Origin of the sequence: Paenibacillus tianjinensis (assembly GCF_017086365.1) — a bacterium.
GTDB classification, from domain to species: Bacteria; Bacillota; Bacilli; order Paenibacillales; family Paenibacillaceae; genus Paenibacillus_AQ; species Paenibacillus_AQ tianjinensis.
The window spans coordinates 63,845-85,313 of sequence record NZ_CP070969.1; the positions used below are offsets into that span (position 1 = coordinate 63,845).

General features: G+C 51.4%; 17 protein-coding genes and 2 rRNA genes. All 19 read left to right on the forward strand.

Annotated features, from left to right (window positions below; translation table 11 throughout):
- The first annotated feature begins 132 nt into the window (after window positions 1–132).
- The 19 genes from nadA (at window position 133) to JRJ22_RS00395 (ending at window position 21,456) form a co-directional block, all read left to right on the forward strand.
- The gene (gene nadA, locus JRJ22_RS00305) at window positions 133–1,071 is read left to right on the forward strand and encodes a quinolinate synthase NadA (RefSeq protein ID WP_206102654.1); all 939 of its coding nucleotides are present in this window, start codon (window positions 133–135) and stop codon (window positions 1,069–1,071) included.
- A gap of 39 nt (window positions 1,072–1,110) precedes the next feature.
- On the forward strand, window positions 1,111–2,727 hold the full coding sequence (gene nadB / locus JRJ22_RS00310) for an L-aspartate oxidase (protein ID WP_206102655.1): 1,617 nt from the start codon (window positions 1,111–1,113) through the stop codon (window positions 2,725–2,727).
- Complete coding sequence (nadC, locus tag JRJ22_RS00315) at window positions 2,717–3,592, forward strand: carboxylating nicotinate-nucleotide diphosphorylase (protein WP_206102656.1); 876 nt, start codon at window positions 2,717–2,719, stop codon at window positions 3,590–3,592. Before nadB ends, nadC begins: the two co-directional genes overlap by 11 nt.
- Window positions 3,589–4,356 (forward strand): type III pantothenate kinase, encoded by a 768-nt coding sequence (locus tag JRJ22_RS00320; protein ID WP_206102657.1) that lies wholly within the window; start codon window positions 3,589–3,591, stop codon window positions 4,354–4,356. The genes nadC and JRJ22_RS00320 overlap by 4 nt, the downstream gene beginning before the upstream one ends.
- 49 nt (window positions 4,357–4,405) lie before the next feature.
- Window positions 4,406–5,290, forward strand: coding sequence for an Hsp33 family molecular chaperone HslO (gene hslO / locus JRJ22_RS00325; protein ID WP_206102658.1), 885 nt, complete (start codon window positions 4,406–4,408; stop codon window positions 5,288–5,290).
- An 8-nt stretch (window positions 5,291–5,298) separates the two neighbouring features.
- Window positions 5,299–6,243 (forward strand): peptidylprolyl isomerase, encoded by a 945-nt coding sequence (locus JRJ22_RS00330; RefSeq protein ID WP_206102659.1) that lies wholly within the window; start codon window positions 5,299–5,301, stop codon window positions 6,241–6,243.
- A 242-nt stretch (window positions 6,244–6,485) separates the two neighbouring features.
- Window positions 6,486–7,424 (forward strand): cysteine synthase A, encoded by a 939-nt coding sequence (gene cysK / locus JRJ22_RS00335; RefSeq protein ID WP_206102660.1) that lies wholly within the window; start codon window positions 6,486–6,488, stop codon window positions 7,422–7,424.
- Window positions 7,425–7,808: 384 nt separating this feature from the next.
- A complete protein-coding gene (locus tag JRJ22_RS00340; protein WP_206102661.1) occupies window positions 7,809–9,413 on the forward strand; it encodes an anthranilate synthase component I family protein in 1,605 nt (534 codons plus the stop codon).
- Window positions 9,410–9,991 (forward strand): aminodeoxychorismate/anthranilate synthase component II, encoded by a 582-nt coding sequence (pabA, locus tag JRJ22_RS00345; RefSeq protein WP_206102662.1) that lies wholly within the window; start codon window positions 9,410–9,412, stop codon window positions 9,989–9,991. Before JRJ22_RS00340 ends, pabA begins: the two co-directional genes overlap by 4 nt.
- Complete coding sequence (locus JRJ22_RS00350; RefSeq protein WP_206102663.1) at window positions 9,988–10,869, forward strand: aminotransferase class IV; 882 nt, start codon at window positions 9,988–9,990, stop codon at window positions 10,867–10,869. Before pabA ends, JRJ22_RS00350 begins: the two co-directional genes overlap by 4 nt.
- Complete coding sequence (gene folP, locus JRJ22_RS00355) at window positions 10,866–11,723, forward strand: dihydropteroate synthase (protein WP_206102664.1); 858 nt, start codon at window positions 10,866–10,868, stop codon at window positions 11,721–11,723. The genes JRJ22_RS00350 and folP overlap by 4 nt, the downstream gene beginning before the upstream one ends.
- A 51-nt stretch (window positions 11,724–11,774) precedes the next feature.
- Window positions 11,775–12,137, forward strand: coding sequence for a dihydroneopterin aldolase (folB, locus tag JRJ22_RS00360; protein WP_206102665.1), 363 nt, complete (start codon window positions 11,775–11,777; stop codon window positions 12,135–12,137).
- A 10-nt stretch (window positions 12,138–12,147) separates the two neighbouring features.
- Complete coding sequence (gene folK / locus JRJ22_RS00365) at window positions 12,148–12,699, forward strand: 2-amino-4-hydroxy-6-hydroxymethyldihydropteridine diphosphokinase (protein WP_206102666.1); 552 nt, start codon at window positions 12,148–12,150, stop codon at window positions 12,697–12,699.
- A complete protein-coding gene (locus JRJ22_RS00370; protein WP_408637860.1) occupies window positions 12,666–12,860 on the forward strand; it encodes a helix-turn-helix domain-containing protein in 195 nt (64 codons plus the stop codon). Before folK ends, JRJ22_RS00370 begins: the two co-directional genes overlap by 34 nt.
- 45 nt (window positions 12,861–12,905) lie before the next feature.
- Window positions 12,906–13,922, forward strand: coding sequence for a tRNA dihydrouridine synthase DusB (dusB, locus tag JRJ22_RS00375; protein ID WP_206102668.1), 1,017 nt, complete (start codon window positions 12,906–12,908; stop codon window positions 13,920–13,922).
- A 226-nt stretch (window positions 13,923–14,148) separates the two neighbouring features.
- The gene (greA, locus tag JRJ22_RS00380) at window positions 14,149–14,628 is read left to right on the forward strand and encodes a transcription elongation factor GreA (RefSeq protein WP_020425624.1); all 480 of its coding nucleotides are present in this window, start codon (window positions 14,149–14,151) and stop codon (window positions 14,626–14,628) included.
- A gap of 183 nt (window positions 14,629–14,811) precedes the next feature.
- Window positions 14,812–16,326, forward strand: coding sequence for a lysine--tRNA ligase (lysS, locus tag JRJ22_RS00385; RefSeq protein WP_206102669.1), 1,515 nt, complete (start codon window positions 14,812–14,814; stop codon window positions 16,324–16,326).
- 385 nt (window positions 16,327–16,711) lie between these two features.
- A 16S ribosomal RNA gene (locus JRJ22_RS00390) occupies window positions 16,712–18,259 on the forward strand.
- Between the two features lie 270 nt (window positions 18,260–18,529).
- Window positions 18,530–21,456: ribosomal RNA gene (locus JRJ22_RS00395) — 23S ribosomal RNA — on the forward strand.
- The 16S and 23S rRNA genes sit together here, the layout of an rRNA operon.
- The last annotated feature ends 13 nt before the right edge of the window (window positions 21,457–21,469 follow it).

The following is a 21,469-nucleotide window of genomic DNA, read 5'->3' on the forward strand; positions in this document are numbered from 1 at the left end:
TTAAATATTAAATAATAAATAGTCCTTGAAATAGCAGAGCTGAGTGGCTTTGCATATCTGAATGCAGCGGGTAACTGGTATAATGAATGTCCGGCTTTGATTAGCCATAAGAATTAAGGGGGAGAACAGACCGTGGAAGCTCTGGCGCTTGAGCGCAAGCAGGAACAGAACCGTGAACTTCGTGAGCGCCTCGAACAGCTTAAGAAGGAACGGAATGCAATTATTTTGGCTCATTATTATCAGCGTGATGAAATTCAGGAGGTAGCGGATTTCCGGGGGGATTCTTTTTTACTGGCTCAAAAGGCAGCGGAGACCGATGCGGAGGTTATTGTATTCTGCGGTGTGCATTTCATGGGCGAAAGCGCCAAGATTCTTGCCCCGAACAAAACCGTACTGATTCCGGATGAACGTGCCGGCTGTCCTATGGCGGATATGGTCAATGTGGATGGGCTCCGCAAGCTCAAGGCCCAGCATCCGAACGCCAAGGTGGTCACCTATATTAACTCGTCGGCTGAGATTAAGGCGGAAACGGATATTTGCTGTACCTCAGCCAACGCCGTCAAGGTGATTGAATCGCTCGACGCGGAGGAAATCATCTGGGTGCCGGACAAGAACCTGGGCAATTATGTTCAGGAACAGACCGGCAAGAAGCTGATTATCTGGGAAGGCTATTGTAACACTCATGATATGCTCACGGTTAAAGATGTTATTGAAATGAGAGCTAAGTATCCGGAAGCAGAATTTGTGGTACATCCGGAATGCCGCCCTGAAGTAGTTGCGATGGGTGATTATGTAGGCAGCACCACCTCGATCATTGAGTATTGCCGGAAATCGGACCGCCGGCAGTTTATCGTTGGAACAGAGGACGGCACTGGCTACCAGCTGCGCAAAGACAGTCCGGATAAGGAATTCCACTTTGCGACAAAATTCCTTGTCTGCCCTAATATGAAAGTTAATAATCTAAAGAAACTGGTAAAATGCCTGGAGACGATGAAGCCGCAGATTTACGTACCGCCCGCTGTCGCCGACAAAGCCAGAACCTCCCTAGAGCGCATGCTACAAGTCCGGTAGCATGCGCTACTCTTTCGTTGAAACAGGTGAAAAGCGGTCATGATTCCACAATATTTAGTAGATTTCGATCTTCGCGAGCTTCCTACAGTAAAGACAGACTGCCTTGTAATCGGCTCGGGGATTGCCGGATTGTTCACAGCAATTAAAGCCAGTGAAGACCGGAAGGTTATTATGATTACCAAGAAATCGCTGATGGAGAGCAACACCCGGTATGCACAGGGCGGAATTGCTGCAGTATTCTCAGAAGATGATTCACCAGTCTACCACCGCCAGGACACCCTAATGGCAGGAGCGGGGCTTAACTCTTCCGCAGCAGTGGATGTATTGGTGCATGAAGGTCCTGAGGGGGTGCGTGAACTGATCCGGCTCGGCACCATATTCGATAAGGAAAACGGTGTACTGGCTTTAACTCAGGAAGCAGCACACAGCCACCGCCGTATCCTTCATGCGAATGGGGATGCTACCGGCTATGAAATTGTCCGTGCACTTGCGGAACAAGTCCAGCAGCATGAGAATATTGAAATCTGGGATGACCATTTTGTTATAGATCTTATTACTGACCGGGGAGAATGCGTAGGTGCGCTGGTGCAGCGTCCAGGCGGCGGAAGACTGTTCCTGCAAGCCGATGCCACGATTCTCTGCTCAGGGGGAGCGGGGCAACTGTACCGCTATACTACGAATCCCGAGGTTGCGACCGGGGATGGGGTAGCAATAGCCTACCGGGCTGGAGCCCATGTGCGGGATATGGAGTTTATCCAGTTCCATCCGACAGCACTGAGTTATCCCGGAGCACCACGGTTTCTAATCTCCGAGGCTGTACGCGGTGAGGGAGCTGTCCTACGGAATATTAATGGCGAACGGTTCATGGAGCGTTATCATGAGCTGCTGGAATTGGCACCCCGTGACATCGTAGCCCGGGCGATTATCAGTGAAATGGAGCTAACCAAGTCAACTTTCGTATACCTCGACATTACACATGAGCCTGCAGATATGGTTAAACACCGGTTCCCGACAATTTATGAGACATGTATGAGTTACGGGCTCGATATTACAAGTGATTGGATTCCTGTGGCTCCTGCTGCGCATTATATGATGGGGGGCATCAAGACTGATCTGAACGGAGAAAGCAATATCGCCCGGCTGTTTGCCTGCGGCGAGGTTTCTTCGACCGGAGTACAGGGAGCAAACCGCCTGGCCAGCAACTCCTTATCCGAGGCCATTGTATTTGGACGGCGGATTATTGAACGCATCCGCCAGCTTCCGCCGCTTGGACGGGATATCGTATCCGCAAAGTGTGATGAAGGGCGGGTGGAATCACCGACCCAGGCTATTGTAGAACGGCGGCTTAAGCTGCAAAAGGTAATGGTGCGTTATGCCGGACTCCGGCGGAATGAGGAAATGCTGGAAAAAGGGCTGGAAGAACTAAAACGGCAGCTGCCGATTTTTGGATCTGCTTTGACCAAACGTGAGGAATATGAGTTTGCCAACATGCTTACCTGCTGTCTGCTGATTACAGAATCGGCTTTGGCGCGGCAGGAGAGTCGTGGAGCACATTACCGTGAGGATTATCCGCTAAGGGATGATGCGAAGTGGCAGAAACATTTGCTCCAGATTCGCGATCTCGGAATAGTGGAGGAATTAAGTGATGATGTTTAATGGATACAACGAAGAATTAGTGCAATTAATCAAGGGCTGGCTGCAGGAGGATGTCGGTTCGGGTGATATTACAACACGGACGACGATTCCGGCAGGACACGAATCCAAGGGAATTATCCATGCGAAGGAAGCCGGTGTGATCTGCGGCTTGCCTGTGGCAGAGCTGGTTTTTGAAGTTGTGGATCCGTCGCTTGTATTTACGGCATTGGTGCAAGAAGGCCAGACCGTGTCAAAGGGAACGGTAATTGCGGAGGTGGAAGGAAGCACACACGCAATTCTAACCGGGGAGCGGCTTGCGCTTAACCTGATGCAGCGATTGTCCGGTGTTGCTTCACGGACAGCCGCTTTTGTAGAAGCGCTGAATGGTCTGCCTACACGACTTGTTGATACCCGCAAGACTACACCGGGACACCGGATGCTGGAGAAGTACGCTGTCCGCGTTGGCGGCGGGGCGAACCACCGGTTCGGCTTGTACGATGCTGTGATGATCAAGGATAATCATATCAAGGGGGCTGGAGGCATTCGTCAGGCTGTAGGCCGGGCCCGGGCGAATATTCCGCATACCATGACCATTGAAGTGGAGACCGAGAGCCTTGAGCAGGTTGAGGAAGCTTTAGCTGCAGGAGCAGATATTATCATGCTGGACAATATGGCGCCTGAGCTGATGAAAGAAGCCGTAAGAAGAATTAAAACCAAATCACCGCATGTCAAAACCGAAGCTTCAGGGAATGTTTCCCTGGAGACTGTTCGCAGCATTGCTGAATCAGGCGTGGATGTGATTTCTGTTGGACGGCTGACCTATTCCTTCACTAGTCTGGACATCAGTCTGGATCTGAATGCCAAGAAGGAGGCGCCTCTCTCATGATACTGGCGGTCGATATCGGCAATACCAATATTGTGCTCGGTGTTTACCGGAAGCGTGAGCTGCTGCACCATTTCCGGCTCAGCACTGCGCGTCAATCTACGGCCGATGAATATGGCGTGCTGATTCATAATTTGTTCCATATGTCGAACATATCGTTTAAAGATGTGGAGGGCGTAATTATCTCCTCAGTTGTCCCTCCACTTGTCCAAGTAATCGTTGAGATGTGTGTAAAATATATCGGCAAAGATCCGCTGCTGGTTGGTCCCGGAATCAAGACCGGTCTTAATCTTCGTTATGAAAACCCCCGTGAAGTAGGGGCTGACCGGATTGTGAATGCTGTTGCAGCTATCGAACAATACAAATGCCCGCTAGTGGTCGTGGACTTCGGGACTGCAACTACCTTCGACTGTATTGATGCCGGTGCCAATTATCTTGGCGGGGCTATTGTACCGGGGCTTGGTATTTCCACAGAGGCCCTGTATCAGCGGGCATCCAAACTGCCGAGAATCGAGCTGGAGAAACCCAAGAAGGTCATTGGGCGCAATACGGTGCATGCTATGCAGGCCGGGATTATTTTTGGTTATGCCGGCCAGGTTGAGGGAATCGTACGGAGAATCAAGCAGGAAATGAATGCGCCGGTACTGAAGGTCATAGCAACAGGCGGGCTTGCTACGCTTATTGCCGGGGAGACGGACTGTATAGATGAAGTTAACCCTATGCTGACACTGGAAGGCCTGCGTATTATTTATGACCGTAACCAATAAAGATAAAGAAGCCTGAACGAGGCTAAGAGAGTGGAGGGATAAGCACCCAATGGAAACAAAAAAAGACCGGCTGATCCGGGGGACTGCACTGGACGGAAGAGTCCGGGCATTTGCTGTCCGCACGACAGCACTCGTTGATGAATTGCGGCGCAGACATGATACGTACCCGACGGCTACAGCCGCACTGGGCCGTACAGTAACCGCAGCAGCCATGATGGGCGCTATGCTCAAAGGTGAAGAGAAGCTGGCGATTATGGTCAAAGGAAACGGCCCGATTGGACAGATTACGGCTGAATCGAATGCTCTTGGGGAAGTGCGCGGCTACGTAAGCAATCCGCATGTGCATCTGCCCAGCAACAGTCTTGGCAAACTAGATGTGGCCGGTGCTGTAGGCACCGAAGGATTTATTGATGTGAGCAAGGATTTGGGGATGAAGGAGCCTTATCGCGGAAGCGTACCTATTATTTCAGGTGAGCTTGGCGATGATTTCACCTACTACTTTGCCGTTTCCGAGCAGACACCTGCGGCGGTCGGACTGGGTGTATTGGTTGAACCGGACAACTCTGTGAGTGTCGCCGGAGGATTTATTATCCAGCTGCTTCCCGGTCTTACCGATGCTGAAATTACTGAGATTGAACAGGCTGTAGGCGCTATGCCATCTGTTACTACCCTGCTGGATCAGGGACTTGAGCCTGAGGAAATGCTGCGTTATCTTTTACCGGATGCCATAGTACTGGATGAACTGGATATTAATTTTGTCTGCCAATGCTCGCGGGAGCGGGTAGAACAAACACTTATCAGTCTGGGCCAGCACGAGCTGGAGCGTTTAATCGAAGAAGACGATCAGGCGGAGGTTGTATGTCATTTCTGCAACGAGGCCTATTTATTTAATAAGGATGAACTTCAGGTTATCCTGGATCAAGCGAAATCGTAGGGCATGCGATGATGACTAGACAGGAGCGCGTGCTGCGCAATGCCGTTGTTATACTTGCTGTCGGCACTTTAGTCCTTGGAGGGCTGCTCTTTTGGAGTTTGCGGGCCATGTACATTCTGAAGGGTGAGGCTGCGGAGGGTGAATCCGCTGATATCGCCACCGCAGGCGGACAGCCGGTAACGGACCGGGAATGGATAGATGAACTCAAAAAAAAGCACGGTGATGAGGTGCTTCTGGGAAAACTCAATCACATTGTAGTCGATAAGGAAGCCAAGGCACTTGGCATTACCGTGACAGACACAGACATCGAGCAGGAGCTTCAGCGCAGTATGGCCGGTTATGGCTCAGAGGAGCAGTATTACACGCAAATGCGGTCTGAGCTGGGACTTTCCCGTCAGGAGGTGCGTGAGGAGGCGGCTTACCGGCTCACGCTTCAGGCGGTAGCCACAAAGGACGTTATAATCAGTGAATCGGCAATCGATGATTATTTAGCGGAGAATTCCGCACGCTTCACACCCAAGAAGCAAATGCAGCTCTCGATGATCAAGGTGGAGACCTACGATGAGGCAGACCAGGTGATGAACCGTCTGGAGCAGGGAGAGGATTTTGCTGCTGTAGCCAGGGAGGTCTCCATCGATAACGAGAGCAGGGAGCACGGAGGCAGCATCGGAATGGTGGAGGAGGATGATCCTTTCTGGCCCGGGGATTTGCTGCAAACCGCCGCAGGACTTGAGGCGGGCGATATCGCCGGGCCGCTGCAGACCGGTGAAGCTTATGCCGTAATCCGGCTCGAGAAAATAATTGATCCCCCTAAACCGGATGAAGCGGAAATCCGGGAGCAGGTTCGCCGGGAGCTGGCACTGGAGCAGGCTGCCCCGTTACAGCAGGTAGAAAGCGATCTGCGCACTAAATATGACACAGCGATATATATTGACAACGGCCTGCAAGATTGATAATATGAGGTTAAATGTAAAACCTACCGTTTTAGTCGGGAATAACTGACTATGGATTACACAAAATGGCCGCCTTACAGCGTATAACTTGACGCTGCGGTATTGAATATCCTGGTGCAGACTCAATCGTCCCCTTGAGAGATAAGACACAATACATCAAACACCCGGAATTACATGCTGAAGACTTATGTCACAAGTTATGCACTCATAGATTAATAAACATTCCAAGGAGGTTTTTGCTCATGGCTAAAGTCGTCAACAGCGTAACAGATTTGATCGGTGGCACACCGCTTGTTCGTTTGAATCGGATCACTCCCGAAGGTTCCGCAGATATTTACTTGAAGCTGGAATACCAAAACCCGGGTTCCAGCGTTAAAGACCGTATTGCCCTCAGCATTGTAGAAGAAGCTGAGAAGGATGGTCTCCTGAAACCGGGCGGAACGATTGTAGAAGCTACCAGCGGTAACACTGGTATCGGCTTAGCCCTTGTTGCAGCTGCCAAAGGCTACAAGGCAGTTATTGTTATGCCTGAAACGATGAGCCTTGAGCGCCGTAACCTGCTTCGTGCTTACGGTGCCGAACTCGTACTGACTCCGGGATCGGAAGGTATGAACGGTGCGGTTAAGAAAGCTGAGCAGATTTTGGCCGAGAATCCGGATTATTTCCTTGCTGAGCAGTTTAAGAACAAAGCTAACCTGAAGATTCACCTGGAAACTACCGGTCCTGAAATCGTAGAAGCGATTGAATCGATCGGTGGACCATTGGATGCGTTCGTTGCAGGCGTAGGTACTGGCGGAACTATCTCCGGCGCTGGCGAAGTACTGAAGAAGCAATATCCAGATGTGAAGATTTATGCGGTAGAGCCAGCTGCTTCACCTATCCTGGCCGGCGGCAAACCAGGCCCTCACAAAATTCAAGGGATTGGCGCTAACTTCATTCCGGACATCCTGAACCAGAACATCTACGATGAGATCATTCATGTGGAGAACGATGAAGCCTTCGAAACTGCTCGCCGTGTTGCCAAAGAAGAAGGCGTGTTGTCCGGTATTTCTTCCGGTGCCGCTGTATTTGCAGCGCTTAAAGTAGCCAAAGAGCTGGGTGCAGGCAAAAAAGTCGTTGTCATCATTCCAAGTAACGGCGAACGCTACCTCAGCACTCCGCTGTATAACTTCGAAGTATAATTTTTGATGTTTCTTATAAGAGTCTTCCTCTCCGCTCATTCAGGGATAGTGAAGGCTCTTTTTTGTGCATGCTGTTAGAAAAGATGATGTGGCGATATTTAGAGCTGTTGATGCGTTTTGAATGCGGAAAAAGGATTATTTCACATAATTCCAATCTTCGGGGTTTTCAAAGCGTCCTGAAGTACAGTATACTGACAGGCAATAAACGATGATAACCATGTAAGCTTCACAAACTAAGTAAATGCTTACGAAGCTAGTTTTATTGCGTAGAACGTCAAAGAAGCTGTAGCTTCACAAAACTTAAGCGAATGCTTACGAAGCGAGTTTTGTTGCGCAGAAACGTCAAAGAAGCATCAGCTTTACAAAACTTTAAGGAGGATAGCTTTGGAAATCTTAACGGCGTGGCAGGACTGGGAGCAATGGGCAGATGAGAACTGGAGCCTTCTTCCCTTGATTATACAATCACCACAGAATAATTCCGGCTTGCCGGCTTCTTGGATGAAGGCCTGGGAGCAAGCCTCCCCATATTCAGTGGTACTGGAGAGCGGGAAGGGCGGCCGCTATACCTACCTGGGGCTAAGCCCTGTCTCCGTAATAGAAGGCAAAGGTGAACAAGCGGCAGCAACCGATTTCACACAGGAAACTGCTGCAAGGGATGATTTGCACGGCAAACCGCTGGATGTGCTGCAGGGATGGATGAAGGGATTCACTTCCCCGCGCACAGAGATTTCAGGATTACCGCCATTTCATGGCGGCTGTGTGGGCTATCTTAGCTATGACGTAGTCCGCTCCCTGGAGAGGCTGCCTTCACTGGCCGAGGATGATCCCGGATTTCCTGATTATTTGTTTATGCGTTTTGAAGAGCTATGGATTTACGACCACCAGGAGGACATGCTTTATTGTACTGTCCATGTCCCGGTGACTGCCGGCAATAAATTTGATCTGCCTGAACTCAGACTTCTCTATTCCGAGTCTGTACAGCGGGCGGAGAAGATGCTTGAACAGTGGCGTCTGATCGGTTCTGCTGCAGAACCGGAAGCACAGAACCAGGCAGCGGAGATGGACAGGATTGTCACTGTGATTGAGGAGAGCATTAACCTGTCCGGAGAGTGGCCTGGCATGAGTTCGGCCTTTTCACCAGAGCACTTCCAGCAGGCCGTGCTCGATGTTCAGGAATACATCCGCCAGGGCGACGTATTCCAGGTCAACCTCTCGCTGCGCCAGGAGGCGCAGCTGAAAGCCCCGCCGGAGGATGTTTATGAATGGCTGCGGGGGCTCAACCCGTCCCCGTACATGGGGCTGCTCCGCTCGCCCGGCTTTACGCTCTCCAGCGCTTCGCCGGAGCTGCTCGTCAAGCTGCACGGGGACAAGGTCAGCGCCCGTCCCATTGCCGGTACCCGGCGCCGGGGGTTCACTCCCGCGGAGGATGCCGCCATGGAGGCGGAGCTGCGCGGGAGCGAGAAGGAGATCGCCGAGCATATTATGCTTGTCGATCTCGAGCGCAACGACATCGGCCGTGTCGCTGCGTATGGATCGGTCAGCGTGCCGGAGCTGCTGACCGTGGAGCGATACTCGCATGTCATGCATCTCGTCTCGCAGGTGGAAGGGCGCATCGCCCCCGGCCGCGATGCTTATGATGTCATGGCCGCCTTGTTTCCCGGCGGCACCATCACCGGCGCGCCTAAGGTGCGCACAATGGAAATCATCGAAGAGCTGGAACCGGTTCGCCGCGGCCCATACACCGGATCAATGGGCTGGATTGACTATAACGGCAATATGGAATTAAATATTATTATACGGACGCTGGCAGTCAAGGACGGAGTAGGATATATTCAGACAGGCGCAGGTATCGTGATCGATTCTGATCCGTACCGCGAATACCGGGAATGCCATAACAAAGCCAAAGCGGTAGTGAAGGCGGTTCTCTGCAGTGAGCTTCAGCAGGAATCACGGATCACCGGCGGCGCCAAAGGGGGAGCAACACTATGATCTTGGTCATCGATAATTATGATTCCTTTACGTACAACCTGGTGCAGTATCTAGGCGAACTGGGGGAAGAAGTGAAGGTGCACCGCAACGACGAAATTACGGTTCAGGAGATTGAGAAGATGGCTCCGGATCATATTCTGATCTCACCGGGACCCTGCACCCCGAATGAAGCGGGTATCAGTCTGGAGCTGCTGCAGCATTTCAAGGGCGTTATTCCAATCTTCGGCGTATGTCTGGGGCATCAGGCCATCGGGCAGGCCTTTGGCGGAAACGTCATCCGTGCCGAACGTTTAATGCACGGCAAAACATCGCCGATTTACCATAACGGCACATCAGTTTTTGAGGGACTGGAATCGCCCTTTACCGCTACAAGATACCATTCGTTAATCGTGGAACGCGAGAGCCTGCCGGATTGCCTGGAGATTACGGCAGAGACGGCGGAAGGTGAGATTATGGCACTGCGTCATAAAGAGTATCCGATCGAAGGTGTCCAGTTTCATCCGGAATCTATCATCACCGATCATGGGCACACCATGCTCCGCAACTTCCTGAAACGGAGAGCCGGAGAACCGGCATGAATTATATCGGACTCAATCAAAGAATAGTCGAGGCCAAAGACGCCGTGGTTTCCGCTCTGGATCACGGCTTTTTGTACGGCATGGGCCTGTTTGAAACCTTCCGTACTTATGGAGGCGTCCCTTTTCTGCTGCGGCGCCATCTGGATAGGCTGGCGGACGGCTGCAAACAGCTGGGAATTCCGTTTGAGGCAGATGAAGACTCATTGCGTAAATGGATCGGACAAGTAATGGCAGCGAATAGGCTGCAGGAGGCTTATATCCGTTATACAGTTACCGCAGGCGAGGATATTTTGGGGCTTCCGGCCGGAGCGTATACGCAGCCTAATCAATTGCTCTATGTCAAAGAGCTGCCCAAGGTGCCTGCGTCCCTTTACACGGAAGGCAAGCCGCTGCAATTGCTTCACATACCGCGCAATACCCCGGAAGGGCCGGTTAGGCTGAAGTCGCTGCATTATATGAATAACATTCTGGCCAAACGTGAGCTTGCCGGATATGCCTCAGCCGCGGGCGGTGCGGAAGGGCTGATGCTGACGGATAAAGGGTTTATTGCGGAGGGCATCGTCAGCAATCTCTTTTACATCAAAGACGGGATACTCCATACTCCCGATATAGCTGCAGGTATCCTGCCCGGCATTACCCGGGAAATGGTGCTGGAACTGGCCCCTGGGGCAGGATTGCGTACAGAAGAGGGATTTTACCGCTGGGAGCAGCTGCTCGCCGCCGAGGAAATATTTCTAACGAACTCGGTGCAGGAGATTGTTCCGGTGACGACACTTTGGCACGGTACGGAGTCATTGATGGTTAGCGGCGGGCGAAGCGGCAAGAACACGGCTGAATTGATCAGGTTGTACAGGGAAAGGACTGAAGGGTTGAAATGAAACCTGTTATTTATAGACGGAACTACCGGTTTAAGGACAGTGAACTGGTATTAGGCGACCGTACCTTGATTATGGGCATCTTGAATGTAACCCCTGACTCTTTTTCCGATGGGGGCTTGTGGAATGAGCCGGATAGAGCGGTAGAGCATGCACTCCAGATGGCGGCTGAAGGTGCCGATATTATTGATATAGGCGGTGAATCCACGCGTCCCGGCCATCAGCCGGTGAGTATGGAGGAGGAGCTGGAGCGGGTGCTTCCTGTAATTAAGAGCATTCACCGCGCAGCGCCCCATCTGGTTCTTTCGATAGATACGTACAAGGCCGAGGTAGCCCGGCAGGCTGTTCAGGCGGGGGCGCACATTATTAATGATATCTGGGGCGGCAAAGCTGACCGTGATATGGGCGCTGTAGCTGCAGAAGCCGGGTGCCCCTTTATTCTGATGCATAACCGTCATGACCGTAATTATAAGGATCTGGCGGCAGATATGTCTGCGGATCTAAAAGAGAGTATTGATTTGGCACTGGCTGCAGGTGTAAAGCCTGAGAACATCATTCTTGACCCGGGTATCGGGTTTGCCAAGGATTATACCGAGAATCTGCAGGCGATGATGGCGCTGGACAGCTTAACTGAGCTGGGATATCCGGTGCTGCTGGCCACTTCCCGCAAAAAATTCATCCGGACTGCACTCGGCCTCCCGGCAGATGATGTAGTGGAGGGAACCGCTGCGACTGTGGCGTTCGGCATTGCCCAAGGCTGTCAGATCGTGCGGGTGCATGATGTATCCTTAATTAAACGAACCGTTCAAATGTGCGACGCTATGCTGTATGCCGCCTCCCCGCAAGTGCGGAAGTAGGTTAGGCCTGCTGCGGCTGACTATTTTTATAATAAGAAAGCAGGTACTGTAATGGATAAAATGACGCTGCACCGCATGGAATATTACGGATATCACGGGGTGTTTGAAGAGGAACGCAAGCTTGGCCAGCGCTTCTATGTGGATCTGGAGCTGGAGCTTGATTTGCAGACTGCAGGACTGAATGATGATCTGACGCAGACCGTGAACTATGCCGAAGTGCATGAAACTGTTAAAAATATTGTCGAAACAAAGTCCTTTAAGCTGATCGAAGCTTTGGCGGAACATATTGCATCCGTGTTACTGGACACTTATACTGTTATCAATGCAGTAACGGTCAAAGTGACCAAGCCGCATCCGCCGTTCGACATTCATTTTCAGGGAGTGACCGTAGAACTGCGCAGAACGAGAAAGTGAGACTAGGTCCATGAACATACATTCCACCTCTGAGGCATCAGAGGCTTATATTGCTTTAGGGGCTAATTTGGGTGACCGTGAGGGAACCTTGAAGGAAGCTTTGAACAGGCTGAACCAGCATGAGGGAATTGAAGTCGTACGCTGCTCCAGAATATACGAGACCGAGCCGGTCGGCTATTTGGATCAGCCGCAGTTTTTGAATATGGCTGCCGCCCTGCGTACTACGCTTGCGCCGGAGGATTTGCTTCATGTCATGCTGGCGATTGAGACACAGCTCGGCCGCGTCCGGGATATCCGGTACGGACCGAGAACCGTCGATTTGGATTTGCTCTGGGTAGAAGGCCGGAGTCTGGACACCCCCGAGTTAACGCTTCCGCATCCCCGGATGATGGAGCGGGCGTTTGTGCTAATTCCGCTAAGTGATATTGTTCCGCAGAATGATGCATCGTTCGGACTTTACGGAATGATTGCTGTAGCGCTTCAAGATTTGGACGGAAAGGAAGGAATGCGCTTGTGGACATCAAACGAATGGGACGGCGGGTCAGAGCATTCCGGAAGCTAAAGGGGTATACCCAGCAGGAGCTGGCGGATTCTGTCGGAATTTCCCTCGCTGTGCTCGGCGCAGTGGAGAGGGGCAATCGCCGTTTGGAAGATAAAATTTTAAATAAAATTGCGGACGTTCTCGGTATTTCAGCCGAAGAGCTGGCTAATCCCTCCCCGTGAGACGGAGCTTTTATATAAACCAAAGAGTAAAGGAAGTGAAAGAACGTGCTGAAAATTGGCGGTATTGAAATGAAGAACCAGGTGGTTTTGGCGCCTATGGCTGGCGTATGCAATCCCGCTTTTCGTCTGATCGCTAAAGAGTTTGGCACAGGTCTGGTCTGCGCAGAAATGGTCAGTGACAAGGCAATCCTGCACGGCAATAAGCGTACACGCGAAATGCTGTTTGTGGATGAGCGGGAGAAACCGCTGAGCCTGCAGATTTTTGGAGGCGACCGTGAATCGCTGGTTGGAGCGGCAAGAGTGGTGGATAAAGAGACCAATGCTGATATTATCGACATTAATATGGGCTGTCCTGTCCCTAAAGTGACCAAATGTGATGCCGGCGCCCGCTGGCTGTTGAATCCTGACAAAATTTACGAGATGGTGTCGGCTGTCGTGGAAGCCGTGGATAAGCCTGTCACCGTAAAAATGCGCATCGGCTGGGACAGTGAGCACATCTTTGTAGAAGAGAATGCGCGTGCTGTAGAACGGGCAGGAGGTCAGGCGGTCAGTGTGCACGGCCGTACACGTGAGCAGCTGTACACCGGACATGCAGACTGGAAGTATATCAAAATGGCCAAAGAGGCTGTTTCGATTCCTGTTATCGGTAACGGGGACGTGAATACACCTGAGGATGCGCGGGCAATGCTTGATCAGACCGGCTGTGACGGAGTCATGATCGGCCGCGGCGCACTGGGCAATCCGTGGATGCTGTACCGTACGGTGCAGTATTTGAATACTGGCGAACTGATGCCTGAGCCTGAAGTCGAAGAGAAAATCAAAGTAGCGATTCTTCACATGGACCGGTTGGTGGCCCTTAAGGGGGAAGCGGTGGCCGTTCGTGAAATGCGCAAGCATATGGCCTGGTATTTGAAGGGTCTGAAAGCTGCCGCCCGTGTGAAGGATGTCATTATGGAAGAAACAAGACGCGACGGAATGGTGCGGATTTTGAATGATTTTGTCGTACAGCTTAGAGGTGAAGAGGAAAAGGAGGACCTGAGCCCTTCTCTTTCGGCAGTATAATTTCCGCTCCGGCAGCGGGGATTTCCATGCTTCTGCTTACATTATCGGATAACACTGAACTTTATATGGGGCGTCATTGACATTTAGTAGCGGTTCCAATATAATTTCACAGTATAAAATCGCCGTTACAGCAAGCGTTAATGCAGCAGGGAGGGTTCTTATCCCTCCGGATTCGCATATAGTATGGTGTTTTCAATAAATGTATACGACAGGAGAATCGGTTGAGATGAGCGATAAAGAAGTCATCCTTACGCCGGACGGACTTAAGCGTCTGGAAGAAGAACTGGAGACCCTCAAATCCGTGAAACGCCGCGAAGTGGCCGAGCGGATTAAAGTAGCAATCGGCTACGGGGATATCAGCGAGAACTCGGAGTATGAAGACGCGAAGAACGAACAGGCTTTTATCGAAGGCCGTATTATTACTCTGGAAAAAATGCTCCGCAACGCCCGAATCATCAACAGCGACGAGATTGTTACTGATGTGGTAAGCATCGGGGTTACGGTTAGCGTTGAAGATTTGGAATATGGCGACGTGATGGAGTATACCATCGTCGGCACAGCTGAATCCGATCCGTTAAATAATAAAATCTCTAACGAAAGCCCGGTAGGTAGAGCCATTATCGGCAAAAAAGTCGGCACAATCGTCGATGTTAGTGTTCCTGCAGGCGTCATTCAATATAAAATTCTCGATATTAGAATGAAGTAACTTACAGTTGTACCCCGAAAGCTTCCTTAGGGAAGCTTTTTTCAAAGTATAACAAGCGAAAAATATGGGTGAACATATATAGCTTATATTTTGTACTGAAACGGACTGCCCTCGCTCAATGCCCGCGGGGAGCCGTTTCTTCTTATGTATATGACATGATGGTTTTAGAGAGGATGAACGAACATGACCGAGGAATTGAATACCGTGGAGAGCACGGAAAAAGAGCTTAGCGAGCTGCTGCAGATCCGCCGTGCGAAATTGGACGAGCTGCGTGCACTGGGGATCGACCCGTTCGGCAAGAAGTATGAGCGTACTGCAGGAGCCGGAGACCTTCTGGCTAAGTATGACGGACAAACCAAAGAAGAACTGGATGAGCTTGCTCTGGATGTAAGCATTGCCGGCCGCATCATGGGTAAACGGGTAATGGGAAAAGCCAGCTTCGCCCACATCCAGGACCTAAGCGGTAAAATCCAGATTTATGTGCGCCAGGACAGCATTCCTGAAGAGCAATATGCAGCATTTAATGTTCTTGATTTGGGCGACATCATCGGTGTCCGCGGAACGTTGTTCAAGACCAAAACAGGTGAAACGTCGATTAAAGCGAGCAACCTCGAGGTATTGTCCAAGTCTTTGCTTCCTTTGCCTGAGAAATATCACGGCCTGAAGGATGTAGAGCTGCGCTACCGTCAGCGCTATGTAGATTTGATTATCAACCCAGAGGTACAGCAGACGTTTATTGCCCGTTCACGGATTATCCAGTCGATGCGCCGTTATCTGGACTCGCTGGGCTATCTTGAAGTTGAAACTCCGACTCTGCATGCAATTGCCGGCGGGGCTGCTGCGCGTCCGTTCATTACCCACCACAATACACTGGATATGCAGCTGTACATGCGTATTGCTATCGAGCTCCACCTGAAGCGCCTGATTGTCGGCGGTCTGGAGAAAGTCTACGAAATCGGCCGCGTCTATCGTAATGAAGGGATTTCAACAAGACACAATCCGGAATTCACTATGATCGAGCTGTACGAAGCTTATGCTGACTACAAAGACATTATGCAGCTGACGGAGAACATGATCGCCCACATCGCACAGGAGGTTCTTGGCAGCCAGAAGATTAACTATCAGGGACAAGAAGTCGACCTCTCCCCGGGATGGCGCCGTGTAACCATGGTTGATGCCGTTAAAGAAGTAACTGGTGTTGACTTTGGCGTTCATATGACTGATGAGGAAGCCCAGCGTCTGGCGAAGGAGCACCGTGTGCCGGTTGAGAAGCACATGACCTTCGGCCATATCCTCAATGCATTCTTCGAACAATTTGTTGAGGAAACACTGATTCAGCCTACATTTGTAATGGGTCATCCGGTTGAAATCTCGCCACTGGCCAAAAAGAATGAGTTGGATCCGCGGTTTACTGACCGTTTTGAGCTATTTATTGTTGCCCGTGAGCACGCAAATGCATTCAGTGAGCTGAATGACCCGATTGACCAGCGTCAGCGGTTCGAAGCTCAGATTCACGAAAAAGAACAGGGTAACGATGAGGCCCATGAGATGGACGATGACTTCATCCGTGCGCTGGAATACGGTATGCCTCCTACAGGCGGACTCGGAATCGGTGTTGACCGTCTGATCATGCTGCTTACCAACGCGGCTTCTATCCGTGATGTTCTGTTGTTCCCGCATATGCGTAACAAAGACTGAATAAAGTCCTGATCCCAAAACCACAATAACCAGGGAAGCTGCACAGGCAGTTTCCTTGGTTCAATGGTGGAATGGTGGAATGAACATACTATTTTAAAATAATGCTTGCAATCAAACACTATCCATGATATATTCTATTTCTGGCCGAGAAACATCAACGCCGAGCTCGAAAAAAGAAATTAAAAAAAGAGCTTGCATTGAACGGCAGGATGTGATATATTATAAGAGTTGCTGGTGACGAGCTAATCATCACTGACAACGAGCTTGATCTTTGAAAACTGAACAACGAGTGAGTATCTGGAGATCACTTCGGTGAGATCCAAAATTAGAGAATGCAAATTCTCGTCAGATGTTTCAAAATGAGCAATCGCTCTTTCTAAATACCAATTTGGAGAGTTTGATCCTGGCTCAGGACGAACGCTGGCGGCGTGCCTAATACATGCAAGTCGAGCGGAGCTTATCCTTCGGGATAAGCTTAGCGGCGGACGGGTGAGTAACACGTAGGCAACCTACCCCTCAGACTGGGATAACTACCGGAAACGGTAGCTAATACCGGATAATTCCTTTTCTCTCCTGAGAAGAGGATGAAAGGCGGAGCAATCTGCTACTGAGGGATGGGCCTGCGGCGCATTAGCTAGTTGGTGAGGTAACGGCTCACCAAGGCGACGATGCGTAGCCGACCTGAGAGGGTGAACGGCCACACTGGGACTGAGACACGGCCCAGACTCCTACGGGAGGCAGCAGTAGGGAATCTTCCGCAATGGGCGAAAGCCTGACGGAGCAACGCCGCGTGAGTGATGAAGGTTTTCGGATCGTAAAGCTCTGTTGCCAGGGAAGAACGTCCGGTAGAGTAACTGCTACCGGAGTGACGGTACCTGAGAAGAAAGCCCCGGCTAACTACGTGCCAGCAGCCGCGGTAATACGTAGGGGGCAAGCGTTGTCCGGAATTATTGGGCGTAAAGCGCGCGCAGGCGGCTATTTAAGTCTGGTGTTTAAACCTTGGGCTCAACCTGGGGTCGCACTGGAAACTGGATGGCTTGAGTACAGAAGAGGAAAGTGGAATTCCACGTGTAGCGGTGAAATGCGTAGATATGTGGAGGAACACCAGTGGCGAAGGCGACTTTCTGGGCTGTAACTGACGCTGAGGCGCGAAAGCGTGGGGAGCAAACAGGATTAGATACCCTGGTAGTCCACGCCGTAAACGATGAGTGCTAGGTGTTAGGGGTTTCGATACCCTTGGTGCCGAAGTTAACACAGTAAGCACTCCGCCTGGGGAGTACGGTCGCAAGACTGAAACTCAAAGGAATTGACGGGGACCCGCACAAGCAGTGGAGTATGTGGTTTAATTCGAAGCAACGCGAAGAACCTTACCAGGTCTTGACATCCCTCTGAATCCTCTAGAGATAGAGGCGGCCTTCGGGACAGAGGAGACAGGTGGTGCATGGTTGTCGTCAGCTCGTGTCGTGAGATGTTGGGTTAAGTCCCGCAACGAGCGCAACCCTTGACTTTAGTTGCCAGCAGGTAGTGCTGGGCACTCTAGAGTGACTGCCGGTGACAAACCGGAGGAAGGTGGGGATGACGTCAAATCATCATGCCCCTTATGACCTGGGCTACACACGTACTACAATGGCCGGTACAACGGGAAGCGAAGCCGCGAGGCGGAGCCAATCCCAGCAAAGCCGGTCTCAGTTCGGATTGCAGGCTGCAACTCGCCTGCATGAAGTCGGAATTGCTAGTAATCGCGGATCAGCATGCCGCGGTGAATACGTTCCCGGGTCTTGTACACACCGCCCGTCACACCACGAGAGTTTACAACACCCGAAGTCGGTGGGGTAACCCGCAAGGGGGCCAGCCGCCGAAGGTGGGGTAGATGATTGGGGTGAAGTCGTAACAAGGTAGCCGTATCGGAAGGTGCGGCTGGATCACCTCCTTTCTATGGAGAATCGTTCTCTGCAATGAGAACATTCAAATTTTAAATCTAACCGGTCGGTTAGTTACTCACTCGTTGGTCAGTTTTGAGAGTTTAAGCTCTCAGCAGTACCTTGATCCTTGAAAACTGGATACCGAAACGAATTTGCGTTTTAGAACATCTTTTAGCTGAAACTTGTGTAAACAAGTTGAAATAGTTATTAGTTGAAACAATTGATCGGGTAGGAAAGTAAAGAACAGCAATGTTCAATATTTCTCCTCCGGAGAAAATTGCGGTTAAGCTAATAAGAGCACACGGAGGATGCCTAGGCGCCAGGAGCCGACGAAGGACGTGGCGAACAACGAAACTGCCTCGGGGAGCTGTAAGCAAGCTTTGATCCGGGGGTGTCCGAATGGGGAAACCCAGCTGTGGTAATTCGCAGTTACTCACACCTGAATACATAGGGTGTGCAGAGGCAGACCAGGGGAACTGAAACATCTAAGTACCCTGAGGAAGAGAAAACAATAGTGATTCCGTCAGTAGCGGCGAGCGAACGCGGAACAGCCTAAACCAAGGGGCTTGCCCCTTGGGGTTGTGGGACGTCTCACATGGAGTTACAAAGGAATATGGTAGGTGAAGAGGTCTGGAAAGGCCCGCGATAGAGGTAAAAGCCCTGTAACCTAAACTGTATTCCCTCCGAGACGGATCCCGAGTAGTGCGGGGCACGTGAAACCTCGTATGAATCCAGCAGGACCATCTGCTAAGGCTAAATACTACCTGGCGACCGATAGTGAAACAGTACCGTGAGGGAAAGGTGAAAAGCACCCCGGAAGGGGAGTGAAATAGAACCTGAAACCGTGTGCTTACAAAAAGTCAGAGCCCGTTTTAGGGGTGATGGCGTGCCTTTTGTAGAATGAACCGGCGAGTTACGTTTAACATGCAAGGTTAAGGTGAGAAGCCGGAGCCGCAGCGAAAGCGAGTCTGAATAGGGCGACTAAGTATGTGGACGTAGACCCGAAACCGTGTGATCTACCCCTGTCCAGGGTGAAGGTGCGGTAACACGCACTGGAGGCCCGAACCCACGTATGTTGAAAAATACGGGGATGAGGTGGGGGTAGCGGAGAAATTCCAATCGAACTCGGAGATAGCTGGTTCTCCCCGAAATAGCTTTAGGGCTAGCCTCGGTGAATGGAGTGGTGGAGGTAGAGCACTGATTGGGTGCGGGGCCCGCAAGGGTTACCAAGCTCAGTCAAACTCCGAATGCCATTTACTTCTTGCCGGGAGTCAGACAGTGAGTGCTAAGATCCATTGTCAAAAGGGAAACAGCCCAGACCATCAGCTAAGGTCCCCAAGTGTGTGTTAAGTGGGAAAGGATGTGGAGTTGCACAGACAACCAGGATGTTGGCTTAGAAGCAGCCACCATTGAAAGAGTGCGTAATAGCTCACTGGTCGAGTGACTCTGCGCCGAAAATGTAACGGGGCTAAACACACCACCGAAGCTATGGCTAGATGCTTTGCATCTGGGGTAGGGGAGCGTTGTATGTGGGTTGAAGGTGTACCGTAAGGAGCGCTGGACAGCATACAAGTGAGAATGCCGGTATGAGTAACGAAAAGATCAGTGAGAATCTGATCCGCCGAAAGCCCAAGGTTTCCTGAGGAAGGCTCGTCCGCTCAGGGTAAGTCGGGACCTAAGGCGAGGCCGAAAGGCGTAGTCGAAGGACAACAGTTTGAAATTACTGTACCACCGTAATCCGCTATGAGCGATGGGGTGACGCAGGAGGGTAGTGACGCGGACTGATGGATGTCCGTCTAAGCAGTGAGGCTGGTGTGTAGGCAAATCCGCACACTATTAAGGCTGGGCTGTGATGGGGAGCGAAAATTATAGTAGCGAAGGTCATGATCTCACACTGCCAAGAAAAGCCTCTAGTCAGGAGAAGGTGCCCGTACCGCAAACCGACACAGGTAGGCGAGAAGAGAATTCTAAGGCGCGCGGAAGAACTCTCGTTAAGGAACTCGGCAAAATGACCCCGTAACTTCGGGAGAAGGGGTGCCTCGGTAGGGTGAATAGCCCGAGGGGGCCGCAGTGAAAAGGCCCAAGCGACTGTTTAGCAAAAACACAGGTCTGTGCGAAGCCGCAAGGCGAAGTATACGGGCTGACGCCTGCCCGGTGCTGGAAGGTTAAGGGGAGTGGTTAGGGGTAACCCGAAGCTATGAACCGAAGCCCCAGTAAACGGCGGCCGTAACTATAACGGTCCTAAGGTAGCGAAATTCCTTGTCAGGTAAATTCTGACCCGCACGAATGGCGTAACGACTTGGGCGCTGTCTCAACGAGAGATCCGGTGAAATTTTAATACCTGTGAAGATGCAGGTTACCCGCGACAAGACGGAAAGACCCCATGGAGCTTTACTGCAGCTTGATATTGAATTTGGGTACGATCTGTACAGGATAGGTGGGAGCCGTAGAGGCAGGAGCGCAAGCTTCTGCGGAGGCGCCGTTGGGATACCACCCTGATCGTATCTAGGTTCTAACCTGGTACCCTAAGCGGGTACGGGGACCGTGTCAGGCGGGCAGTTTGACTGGGGCGGTCGCCTCCTAAAGAGTAACGGAGGCGTTCAAAGGTTCCCTCAGAATGGTTGGAAATCATTCGAAGAGTGCAAAGGCATAAGGGAGCTTGACTGCGAGACCTACAAGTCGAGCAGGGACGAAAGTCGGACTTAGTGATCCGGTGGTACCGCATGGAAGGGCCATCGCTCAACGGATAAAAGCTACCCTGGGGATAACAGGCTTATCTCCCCCAAGAGTCCACATCGACGGGGAGGTTTGGCACCTCGATGTCGGCTCATCGCATCCTGGGGCTGAAGTAGGTCCCAAGGGTTGGGCTGTTCGCCCATTAAAGCGGTACGCGAGCTGGGTTCAGAACGTCGTGAGACAGTTCGGTCCCTATCTGTCGTGGGCGCAGGAAATTTGAGAGGAGCTGTCCTTAGTACGAGAGGACCGGGATGGACGTACCGCTGGTGCACCAGTTGTTTCGCCAGAAGCATGGCTGGGTAGCTACGTACGGACGGGATAAGCGCTGAAAGCATCTAAGCGTGAAGCCCCCCTCAAGATGAGATTTCCCAACTAGTAAGACCCCTTGAAGACGACGAGGTAGATAGGTTGGAGGTGGAAGTGCAGTAATGCATGGAGCTGACCAATACTAATCGGTCGAGGGCTTATCCAATATTAATTCGCAG